This window comes from Fodinibius sp. Rm-B-1B1-1, from assembly GCF_038594945.1.
Taxonomy (GTDB): domain Bacteria; phylum Bacteroidota; class Rhodothermia; order Balneolales; family Balneolaceae; genus Fodinibius; species Fodinibius alkaliphilus.
On record NZ_JBCFYD010000001.1, the window covers coordinates 1312465 to 1322677 of the forward strand.

At 39.3% G+C, this 10213-nt stretch carries 8 protein-coding genes and 1 tRNA gene; 2 read left to right on the forward strand and 7 right to left on the reverse strand.

The window, feature by feature from the left end; translation table 11 throughout:
- Positions 1-9: 9 nt before the first annotated feature.
- The 6 genes from gcvP to AAFH98_RS05970 all read right to left on the reverse strand — a co-directional run bounded on the left by gcvP (position 10) and on the right by AAFH98_RS05970 (position 6317).
- Positions 10-2904, reverse strand: a complete 2895-nt coding sequence (gene gcvP, locus AAFH98_RS05945; RefSeq protein ID WP_342521776.1) for an aminomethyl-transferring glycine dehydrogenase — start codon at positions 2902-2904, stop codon at positions 10-12.
- Positions 2905-2932: 28 nt separating this feature from the next.
- Positions 2933-3745, reverse strand: coding sequence for a bifunctional hydroxymethylpyrimidine kinase/phosphomethylpyrimidine kinase (gene thiD, locus AAFH98_RS05950; RefSeq protein WP_342521777.1), 813 nt, complete (start codon positions 3743-3745; stop codon positions 2933-2935).
- Positions 3746-3969: 224 nt separating this feature from the next.
- On the reverse strand, positions 3970-4656 hold the full coding sequence (locus AAFH98_RS05955) for a type 1 glutamine amidotransferase (RefSeq protein WP_342521778.1): 687 nt from the start codon (positions 4654-4656) through the stop codon (positions 3970-3972).
- A gap of 41 nt (positions 4657-4697) precedes the next feature.
- Complete coding sequence (locus AAFH98_RS05960) at positions 4698-5453, reverse strand: YggS family pyridoxal phosphate-dependent enzyme (protein ID WP_342521779.1); 756 nt, start codon at positions 5451-5453, stop codon at positions 4698-4700.
- A 26-nt stretch (positions 5454-5479) separates the two neighbouring features.
- A tRNA-Cys gene (locus AAFH98_RS05965) sits at positions 5480-5549 on the reverse strand.
- A 15-nt stretch (positions 5550-5564) separates the two neighbouring features.
- A complete protein-coding gene (locus AAFH98_RS05970; protein WP_342521780.1) occupies positions 5565-6317 on the reverse strand; it encodes a hypothetical protein in 753 nt (250 codons plus the stop codon).
- Between the two features lie 106 nt (positions 6318-6423).
- Between AAFH98_RS05970 and AAFH98_RS05975 the strand changes: the two genes are divergently transcribed.
- Positions 6424-7326 carry a LysR substrate-binding domain-containing protein gene (locus AAFH98_RS05975; protein ID WP_342521781.1) on the forward strand — a complete coding sequence of 301 codons (903 nt, stop codon included), beginning with the start codon at positions 6424-6426 and terminating at the stop codon, positions 7324-7326.
- 160 nt (positions 7327-7486) lie between these two features.
- Here the strand turns inward: AAFH98_RS05975 and AAFH98_RS05980 are convergent, their stop codons facing one another.
- The gene (locus tag AAFH98_RS05980) at positions 7487-9028 is read right to left on the reverse strand and encodes a Fic family protein (protein ID WP_342521782.1); all 1542 of its coding nucleotides are present in this window, start codon (positions 9026-9028) and stop codon (positions 7487-7489) included.
- Positions 9029-9180: 152 nt separating this feature from the next.
- Between AAFH98_RS05980 and AAFH98_RS05985 the strand changes: the two genes are divergently transcribed.
- On the forward strand, positions 9181-9858 hold the full coding sequence (locus AAFH98_RS05985) for a phospholipase D-like domain-containing protein (protein ID WP_342521783.1): 678 nt from the start codon (positions 9181-9183) through the stop codon (positions 9856-9858).
- The last annotated feature ends 355 nt before the right edge of the window (positions 9859-10213 follow it).

Below are 10213 nucleotides of genomic sequence, written 5' to 3' on the forward strand. Positions count from 1 at the left end.
AGTGTCAGTCTAACTCTCAGTGTAAGCTTCAACGGGAATACAGTTACACATCAAATTCCGGTCACCGTAGGCATCATCTACTCGGCTAACGGCCGGCCAGAACTTATTAAAACGTAGGTAATCGAGTGGAAATATTGCTTTTTCTCGACTATAGGTGCGATCCCAATCTTCATCCATAGCAACACGCATGGTATGAGGCGCGTTTTTCAAGGCATTATTCTCAGGATCAGCATTCCCCTCTTCAATTTCTTTAATTTCTTCACGGATACTGATCATTGCCTCACAAAAACGATCGAGCTCTTCTTTGGTTTCACTCTCGGTAGGCTCGATCATCAATGTACCCGGCACCGGGAACGACATCGTTGGCGCGTGGAAACCATAGTCCATTAATCGCTTGGCTACATCAATGGATTCAATATTGGCTGATTGCTTGAAGGGCCGGATATCTACAATAAATTCGTGGGCAATGCGATTGTTTTCGTTAGAATATAAAATGGGATAATAGTCCTGAAGGCATTCTTTGAGATAGTTTGCATTCAAGATAGCTATTTTAGATGCTTTGGTTAGCCCTTTTGATCCCATCATGCAAATATATGCATATGATATGGGTAATATGCCAGCACTGCCCCAAGGTGCTGCTGCGATACTATGAATGCCATTCTCATTATTCAAATTAATTATATTATTGCCCGGTAAAAATGGTGACAGTTTTTGAGAGGCGGCTAAAGGACCTACACCAGGGCCACCACCACCGTGCGGAATACAAAACGTTTTATGAAAATTTAAATGACAAATATCCCCTCCAATCTCAGAAAAATTGGTCAATCCAACCTGGGCATTCATATTAGCCCCGTCTATATATACTAATCCTCCTTGCTTTTGGACAAGCTGACAAATTTCTTTTATATCTTCTTCAAAAACCCCATGGGTTGATGGGTAGGTAATCATTATTGCAGCAAGATTATCTTTATGCTTATCAATATTCTTCCGAAGACTTTTTAAGTTAATATTGCCGTTTTTATGACACTTGGTGATTACTACTTCCATACCTGCCATAATAGCACTGGCCGGATTTGTTCCATGTGCTGACTCAGGTATAATAGTAACATTACGATGTCCCTCGTCGCGATGTTTGTGGTAAGCCCGTATGGTCATTAGGCCCGAAAACTCTCCCTGGGCTCCGGAATTTGGCTGCAACGATACGGCCGGGAATCCTGTAATTGCTCTGAGTTTGTTTTTTAGCTTATTAAATAGTTCATGATATCCTTGGGCTTGTTCTCTGGGTGCATAGGGATGTAGATCAGCAATTTTTGGCCAAGAGATAGGAATCATTTCTGTGGTTCCATTAAGTTTCATTGTACAGGAACCAAGAGGGATCATCGAATGAACCAGCGACAGATCTTTGTTTTCCAATTTCTTCAAATAGCGGAGCATCTCGTGCTCGGAATGATATAGATTGAAAACCGGATGCTGCAGATATTCTGAAGTCCGGGTCAAGGCCTCCAGGAAGTCCACCTCAACAGCCTTGGCAATGCTATCAACATCCACCGAAATTTCTTTACCCTTTAATGCAGCAAAGAGATCAAGCAGCTCCTTAACATCATCCAAATCCTTAACCTCATCAAAAGCAATACCTACGGCGGCATCCTCAAAATAGCGCAAGTTCACTTTTTGGCTCAGAGCTTTCTGGCGAAGCACCTCTTTTTGCTCATTACTATCCAGTGCTACTTTAAGCGTATCAAAATAATGGTCATGGACTACCGAAAATCCGATTGTTTGCAATCCTTCGTCCATCACTTTTGCCAACCCGTGAATACGTTCGGCAATGCGGAGCAGTCCTTTGGGGCCGTGATATACGGCATAAAAGCCAGCAATTACAGCCAGTAGCACTTGAGCCGTACAAATATTGGAAGTCGCTTTCTCGCGCCGGATATGCTGCTCACGTGTTTGCAGCGCCATGCGGTACACCGGATTTTCCTCGGTATCCTGCGTTACTCCGATAATACGACCGGGAATTTTCCGCTTATATTTTTCCCGGGTAGCAAAATAGGCTGCATGGGGTCCGCCATACCCCATGGGAACGCCAAATCGCTGAGTAGATCCCACTACCACATTTGCCCCCATCTCACCCGGCGGGGTAAGCATCGTAAGACTTAAAAGGTCCGCCGCTACAACAGACTGGACATTATGTTCTTGGGCAGCCGCAATAAGATCAGAATAATCCTCTACCTTCCCATCAGTAGCAGGATATTGCAACAGTATACCAAATAATTCTTCATCGGTTACATCAAGCTCACGATGGTCGCCGATGATCACTTCAATGCCTACCGGTTCGGCCCGGCCTTCTATCACATCAATGGTTTGGGGGTGGCACAACTCTGAAACAAAAAACTTGTGCGCTTTCTTCCGCTTGGCTCCACTACGCATTGCATAAAGCATCGACATGGCTTCGGCAGCTGCTGTTCCTTCATCAAGTAAGGAAGCATTGGCAAGCTCTCGTCCCGTCAAATCCGAAACCATGGTCTGGAAGTTAATAAGGGCTTCTAAGCGCCCCTGGGCAATTTCAGCCTGATAAGGCGTATAGGCAGTATACCATCCGGGATTTTCCAGCACATTTCTCTTAATTATGGCAGGAATATGAGTATCGTAATATCCCATACCGATAAATGAATCATACAACTTATTTTTATTGGCTAACTCTCGAAACTCATTAAGAAACTGTGTCTCACTCTTGGCCTCATCAAGTTCTAACTTTTCTGGGAGTCGAATGTTTTTGGGGACCGTTTCCTTGATCAACTGTTCCAAAGAGGTGGCTTTTATTTTTGTAAGTATCTCTTGTACCTGTATTGAGTTAGGTCCTATATGCCGGTCTGCAAATTGTTCCCGTTCGAAATTGATGCCCATTCTTATTGAATTTTAAAATTCATCTAAATTATTGCTTGAAACTATACCCAACTGGCCCTTGTCCCTGACCAAGTTTTGGTGCGCTATGGATAGCTTTGGTTACTATTTTTTTAGCTTGTTGTACAGATTCGAATAAGGTTTTGTTCTTAGCCAAATTTGCTGTAATAGCTGCTGAAAATACATCCCCTGAACCATGTGTATGTTTGGAGGCTATTCGTGAAGAGTTTAGCCAATTTAATTCTTTACCATCATAAAAAAGGTCATTACTATCTGACCAGTCATCGAAGTATCCTCCTTTTATAACAACAGATTTGCAACCTAAATCCTTAATCTTTTTGGCTGCTTTTGGCATAGCATTGGGAGAGGGGATGGTCATCCCTGCCAACAGTTCAGCTTCAGGAATATTGGGAGTAACTATTTCTGCTTGGGGTAATAAATACGATTGGTAGGCTGAGACTTCATTGTTTGAAGCTAATATATCTCCTCGTTTAGTAGCCATAACTGGATCCACAATTAATGGGCAAGAGGCATGTTCTTCGATCAAGTTAGCTACATTTAAGATAACCTCCTTAGAGCCGGTAAGGCCTGTTTTAATACTTTTGGGTTGTATGTCATCAATGACAGCTCGAACTTGTCGGCAGACAGTAGCAGGATCCATTTTAATTATATCATATACGCCAGTTGTGTTTCCAATTGTCAAGGCTGTAATGGCTGTCATTCCGAAAATACCTAAAGAGGAAAATGTTTTTAGATCGGCTTGTAATCCTGCTCCACCACTGGGATCACTTCCAGCAATAGTTAAAGCTATGGGTACTGAATTTTCTAAATTTGAATGCGGCATGGCTTTATGCTTTAAGTAATTTCTAAGTATTGGAAAAAGCATTGATCAATGTATTTAATTGAGCTTTTAAGGGTTTTAAGAGGGGGTTCCTTTCCTATTATTCAACTTATAATAATCTACTTTTTAAATATGTTTTTGGAGATATGTGCTATATCATAAGGCTGGTCTATATCAACTCCCTTTATTTGATGGAGCCTTAAGGGATATCCTACAGGAGACAGATGCTACTGTAAGAAGCGGTCAAGTAATTGATACATTGTATTATGATTTTGCTCAAAACAGCCCTCGCTAAGTATATGGTCAGCATCTTGCATAAATCGACCGTTTTCAAGGTCACCCTGGGAATTATTTACTAATTTTGACAGTCCCTCTTGTGTTATTTCTAAATGAAATTGGAGGCCCAAGACATAATCATCAAGCATAAAGCCTTGGTTTTCGCAGCCTTCACTTTTACCTATGCTGATAGCATTCTGAGGTAGATAAAACATATCACCATGCCAGTGGAAAACCATTTGTTGAGGAGGCAAGAAGTTTAACATGGGATGGTTTAGAGCAGATGAGGACCATTGAATTGGAAACCAGCCTATCTCTTTCTCCAAGAGAGTTACTACTTTTGCTCCTAATGCATTAGCGATAAGTTGTGCTCCTAAACAAATTCCAAGCACTTTTTTCTGGCTATTAATACACTCTTTTATGAATGCCTTCTCTTTTTTTAACCAAGGGTAATCCTGCTCGTCATAGACTCCCATCGGTCCACCCATGATAATCAATGCCCCGATACCTTCAACTGACGGTAGGTTTTGGGATTCATACAGTTGTGTGTCAGTTAGTTTATGGTTTCGCTCTTCAGCCCATGATTTGATAGCACCTGGTCCTTCAAAGGGGACATGTTGCAGATAGTGTATGTTCATTTTGATTTAGCTTTTTACTATTGCATCGTCTTGTTCGATCTCTAATCTGATGAATAGGCAGCCGTATCGATGCCCGGCCAGTAATAAGAATCAGGGGTATTGCGTTCGCCAAAAATTGCCCGACCTATTCTGATCATCGTTGCACCTTCCTCTATGGCCAATTCAAAATCGTTAGTCATTCCCATTGAAAGATGTTGCATTTGTACATCCGGAATGTTTTGGTCAGAAATAGTTTCTCGTAATTGTCGCAACTGAATAAAGCCTTCACGTACTCTTGCCCAGTCATCCGAGAAAAGGCCTATAGTCATTAATCCCATAATATTTAGTCGATCAAACTTGGCGGCTTGTCTGACGAAATTAATAGCATCATTTGGATGAATGCCGTACTTACTATCTTCTCCAGAAGTATTTACCTGAATCAAGACATCCATAGTTTTATCAACCTTTTTGAGTCTGCGATTCATTTTACGCACAATTTTCATGCGATCAATGGATTGGACCATTGTAGCAAATCGTATTACCTTATTTACTTTATTGCTTTGCATATGACCGATATAATGCCAATTAAGCTCATTAGCTTTCTTTCCCATTTCCTTAATTTTTCGCCGTGCTTCTTGCACTCTATTTTCACCGATTATAGAGTAACCGAGTTCAGCTGCTTTTAAAATACATTGGGTGTCAACTGTCTTTGTAGCAAGGATTATTTGAATTTCGTTAGGGTCACGTCCCACTCGTCGACAAGCTTGGCCAATACGGCTTTTGACTTGCTGGATATTCTTTTTAATCGAATTATTCATGGTAAACTATCAACTGAAAAGATTAGAGGCGATGGGTGGATTCGAACCACCGTAAGAAGCTTTGCAAGCTTCCACCTGCCACTCGGTCACATCGCCTTGTTGTCAAAACTATTACTTCTGTTCTACTGAATAAGGTAAGCTTAGATCTTTTGAAAGTACCTTGAATACTTTATATACCCCTAACATAGGTTGGTTATCTTCGGTTGAAACTTCCATATAAGCAGCTACGCCGTCGAAGCTGAATGTCTTCTTATTACTAATCCGCTGGGAAGGCACGACAACAGTCAAACTATTATCGTGGAAGTTTACAGGGAATCCGGGCGAATCCAGATAGATTGGCATGCCGGGATTAGTGGGAGGGAGTACTACGCTTTGATCTTCCTCTTTGAATTCTTTGACAGATAATCTCCCATTTAACCGATCATCCTTTATGAGGACTACCCAGTGTGTATGAAAGCATCTACCGTCATTATCGTAGTTGTGATCTCCATTTTCATCCCAGAGTGGTGTGTCATCAAAGTCTGGATGGGAGGTTATAGCAAGGGCTAAAATGCCTTCTGTTTTACCAAAACCTACTGAAGATGGATTAAGGGTAGTCGGAAATACATAGCCAAGCACAGGGGCACCATTTAGTTGTCCAGCAGGTTCAGGTTTAGTTTCTCCTGCTGTTCCTTCAACTATCATCCGAAAAACTAATTGATCTGTTGTATTTTGATAGGTAATACTGGCATCTGTAATATTCATATTTGTGGTATTAAGCTCTGAAATTTGTTGCTCACTAGCTTTTTGAGCATACAAACAGGCTGAAGAGAATAGGCTTATCGTCAAGGTAAAAAGGGCAAAGAGTGAATATCGTAGTCTCATGAGTTGTTTCTATGTTATTTTTAATTGAATCTAAAGATGGCTGGTTTTTAAGTATAAGTCTATCGATATTTACTTCTGACTTATATAAGTAAAACTTATAGTGATTATGGAGTTACGACAGTTCAGATATTTACTTTCAATTGCTAAAGAAGGCACCTTCACAGCAGCTGCAGACAAACTTTTTATTTCGCAATCAGCACTTTCGCAACAGGTAAAAAGTATGGAAGAGGAACTCGGGGTATCGTTATTTGACCGTTCTGGCCATAGACTCAAATTTACTGAAGCAGGAAAGCTGCTACATAAGCGTGCACAACGAATTGTTAAGGAAGTAGATGGGGTTAGAACAGCTATAGATGAATTAGAAGAGCTCTATCGAGGTACTATTACTGTTGGTGTGGTGCAAACTGTGAATGCTTATTTGATGCCTCGCGTAGTATCATTTTTTTCGTCTCAGTTTCCAGATATTCAGCTTAAAATTCAGGAATTGTCTGCGCCGGAAATTGAGCAAAAGGTTCACAATCATGAGTTGGATGTGGGAATAAGTTTTAATCCAACTGTAGAGCAGTCGTTAACATTTGATGCATTATTTGAGGAAGATTTACTACTAATTGTTAATTCAAATCATGAATTTGCAGAAAAGGCTTGGATGAATGTGGATTCGCTTGATAAGCAAAAATTGATTCTGCTTCCTGAGGGGTATTGTACACGACGCATTTGGGAAGATTGTGTTTCAGAAACTAAGATAAGTCCTGAAGTACAAATTGAAATGAATACTATCAGTGGTCTTCTTGCTGCTTTAGAAAAGAACATTACTGTTGGGACAATTTTGCCTGCATTGACTATGCAAATGAAAGTATCCAATGGGTTAAAAGCTATAAAGTTGAGGGATCCAATTCCGCGTCGAACTGTTGGCTTATTGTGGAGAAATGGGGGATATCGGAGTAAAGCTTCAAAAAAATTTGCTGAAGTAGTAAAACAAAAGTATAAAGAGATTCAACAAGAAAAATAGTGTAAAATAAAATATTCGGACATGTATTTTTGTTGAGAGAAATTTTCAATCAGGTAAGTCTGAATAGCTGAAAGTATTTTTCGGATAAATTGAATAAGACTGTTATTTATATAATGATTTATCCATGGGACTATTTATTAGGTAGTAATACAGAATTTAATTAGTTGTTAAATATTTTTTGATATTTCCCCTCTAACATAGTCACTTCATCTTCGGTCAACGCCTCAAATTCTTTAGTCCGTGCACGCTTGGATAACGTGCCATCATTTTGACGTAAGAATCCTATAAGGTTTTCCATATCCTTATCAGGCATATCAAAATGCTCTGCTATAAACGTTCTCATCTTGTCATGTCGCTCCAGGTACTGAACTTCTTCCGGTAACGTATCGGTAACCGTTTCCTCTACGCATTCATATAGAAATTCAGCATGTTTGGTAGCATCAAAGTATCTGTATAGATCAATCGTGTCATTTAAGACTTCGACATTTCCATCTGGTGTTGCCTCCCATTCAATGAAGTCAAGCTGTAGCTTGGAATAAGATTCCAGTACCTCCCTATACTCATCAATCCGGTCAAGAATAACTGCTGAAACAGGAAAAATAAGTCCTTTGGGGGCAAACCCTTTCTTTGCTAACACATGATGTATTAAGTATCGATGTACACGACCGTTTCCGTCTGCGAAGGGATGGATAAATACGAAGCCAAAAGCAATGAGAGTGGCTGCTAATACCGGATCATAGTCACTATCAATTAGTGATTGGTTCGTTTTTAGTAAACCTTCCATGAGTTGGGGGAGATCTTGCCACTTTGCAGAAATATGATCTGGAACCGGCTTGCTATTCACTCTATTATGGACGCCTATAAATCCTCCTTCCTGGCGCCAGCCCATATCTACAAATCGCCGATCTTCTATGACAATCTCTTGTAGTCGTAGTAATTCATCCTTTGTAAGGTCTTTCTGGCCAGCCTGACCAATGGCCTTGCCCCAACGTTCCGCACGATTTTCTGGAGGTGTTTCGCCCTCAATGGCATAGGAGGCTTTGGAATCTTTGAGCAGAAGAAATGCTGCAGCACGTGATAATAAATCAGGATGAACCTTACCTATCGTGTTTTTTACTTTTTTTTCTAAGTCCTCAACACTAATGTTTTCGAGCTTTTCTGTCCGTCTTACCAATGGGCAAAAATCCCTATTTCCTGGTAAGTTATTCCAAACTCTATGGCGCTTCGATCGTTCTTTAGGTCCGGGATATTGTAACGCAGGATCTAAGGCCTCGGTATAGTTGCCTGATTTAGCATCTTCTATATTAAGTTTTTCTTCCATCAACCATTCATAGAAAAACCATATACGCCGGCTATTACGGCCGGTGGGTTGATCCTGAACGATAGTCTCAATTTCAGTCTTCTCTATTTCTTCAAAGAGATTTTTTAAGATCAGTAGGTCAATTCCTTCATATCTAAAAGCAAAAGTTAAATGCCCAAGTAAGGTTTGGTCTGGTTCCTGTACTGTCCTAAATACCTGCCATTTACCTTCTGTATAGCTTCTGTGTTTCTCACTTATTGCAGAAAGAAGTTCAGGTAATGGTACTTCTAAATCATACCGGTAAATTAATGCACTATACCCAGCCAGCTTCATGTTAGTTTCAGGAAGGGTATATTTACGAAAAACGGTTACATTATCTGAAAATCGATTATTTTTGGGCATAATTTATACATATCGATTACCAATTATTTTGATACTAATATTGCCAAAATTGATTACTTTTTATAAAAAACGTTTATATAAGAGGGTAATTTACAAAAAACGTTTATATATTCTCCTAATCTGATTTATTAATAAATTTATATAAGGGGAAAATGGCAGAATTCTTAACTACAATTGGCATTTCATCAAAGCTTGAGGATATAATAAATTATTCAAAACAAGAGCTCATACTTATATCACCTTACTATCAACTTTCAGAGACTTTTTATAATCGGATGATTGAAGCCTCCAGACGAGGTGTAAACATCACTATAGTTTTTGGAAAGAAACGACTTAAGAGTAATGAATTTTACACATTTGCTGAGATTCCCCAATTGGAGCTACTTTACTGTCACAATCTTCATGCGAAATGTTATTTCAATGAAGTGGATATGGTCGTTTGTTCCATGAATATGTATGCCTATTCTCAACGAAACAATCGTGAGATGGGGGTTTTTATTCAGAGAAATAATGATCATGATTTCTTTAACAAAGCCAAACAAGAAGCTTTTTCTATCATTGATTCATCTGAATTGGTAGGATCTAATCGTCAATACTCTAATTCAGTTCAAACACAAAAGAGTAGTGGTGACTACGGGTTTTGTATTCGATGCGAAACTAAGATCTCTTTTGATATTGGACGACCTTATTGCCAGAGTTGCTTTTCGGTTTGGATGGATTTTCAAAACCCAGATTATCAAGAAAGTGTTTGCCATTCATGTGGAGTTAAAGAGCCAGCTACTTTAAGAAAACCCTTTTGTTATGGTTGTTTTACCAATTATATGGTTTGAAACCCCTTAAATTAGAGTGTAAATTAAATTTCGCTTTTAAGGGCCGATCTCTTTGCTGTCAATAATTATACCATTACTAAAATCCGGCAAATTTGCCGGTTAGTAAGAAGTTTCTGTGTTTCCATAAAAATTATTCCAGTCTTTGGTCTACTTTTTGGTTCTTATCTTCTACCTATAATAAATATAATAACATTAAATTATTCATCTCGAAGTAAAACTGTTACTTATCAGATCAAGGTCAGATTTCTTTTCTCGGAAAGAAATACTCACATTTAGTTGTATAATAACGGTGTTTTTTAAAGTTCTTTATTTTTTTTAAATAATATTCGGAATGTAAAAATCATAGAGTTGGCGT

What these genes read in the sequence shown, in the direction of transcription:
- gcvP (WP_342521776.1), bottom strand. Translation starts at nt 2,904, where the DNA reads ATGGGCATCAATTTCGAACGGGAACAATTTGCAGACCGGCATATAGGA.
- thiD (WP_342521777.1), bottom strand. Translation starts at nt 3,745, where the DNA reads ATGCCGCATTCAAATTTAGAAAATTCAGTACCCATAGCTTTAACTATT.
- AAFH98_RS05955 (WP_342521778.1), bottom strand. Translation starts at nt 4,656, where the DNA reads ATGAACATACACTATCTGCAACATGTCCCCTTTGAAGGACCAGGTGCT.
- AAFH98_RS05960 (WP_342521779.1), bottom strand. Translation starts at nt 5,453, where the DNA reads ATGAATAATTCGATTAAAAAGAATATCCAGCAAGTCAAAAGCCGTATT.
- AAFH98_RS05970 (WP_342521780.1), bottom strand. Translation starts at nt 6,317, where the DNA reads ATGAGACTACGATATTCACTCTTTGCCCTTTTTACCTTGACGATAAGC.
- AAFH98_RS05975 (WP_342521781.1), top strand. Translation starts at nt 6,424, where the DNA reads ATGGAGTTACGACAGTTCAGATATTTACTTTCAATTGCTAAAGAAGGC.
- AAFH98_RS05980 (WP_342521782.1), bottom strand. Translation starts at nt 9,028, where the DNA reads ATGCCCAAAAATAATCGATTTTCAGATAATGTAACCGTTTTTCGTAAA.
- AAFH98_RS05985 (WP_342521783.1), top strand. Translation starts at nt 9,181, where the DNA reads ATGGCAGAATTCTTAACTACAATTGGCATTTCATCAAAGCTTGAGGAT.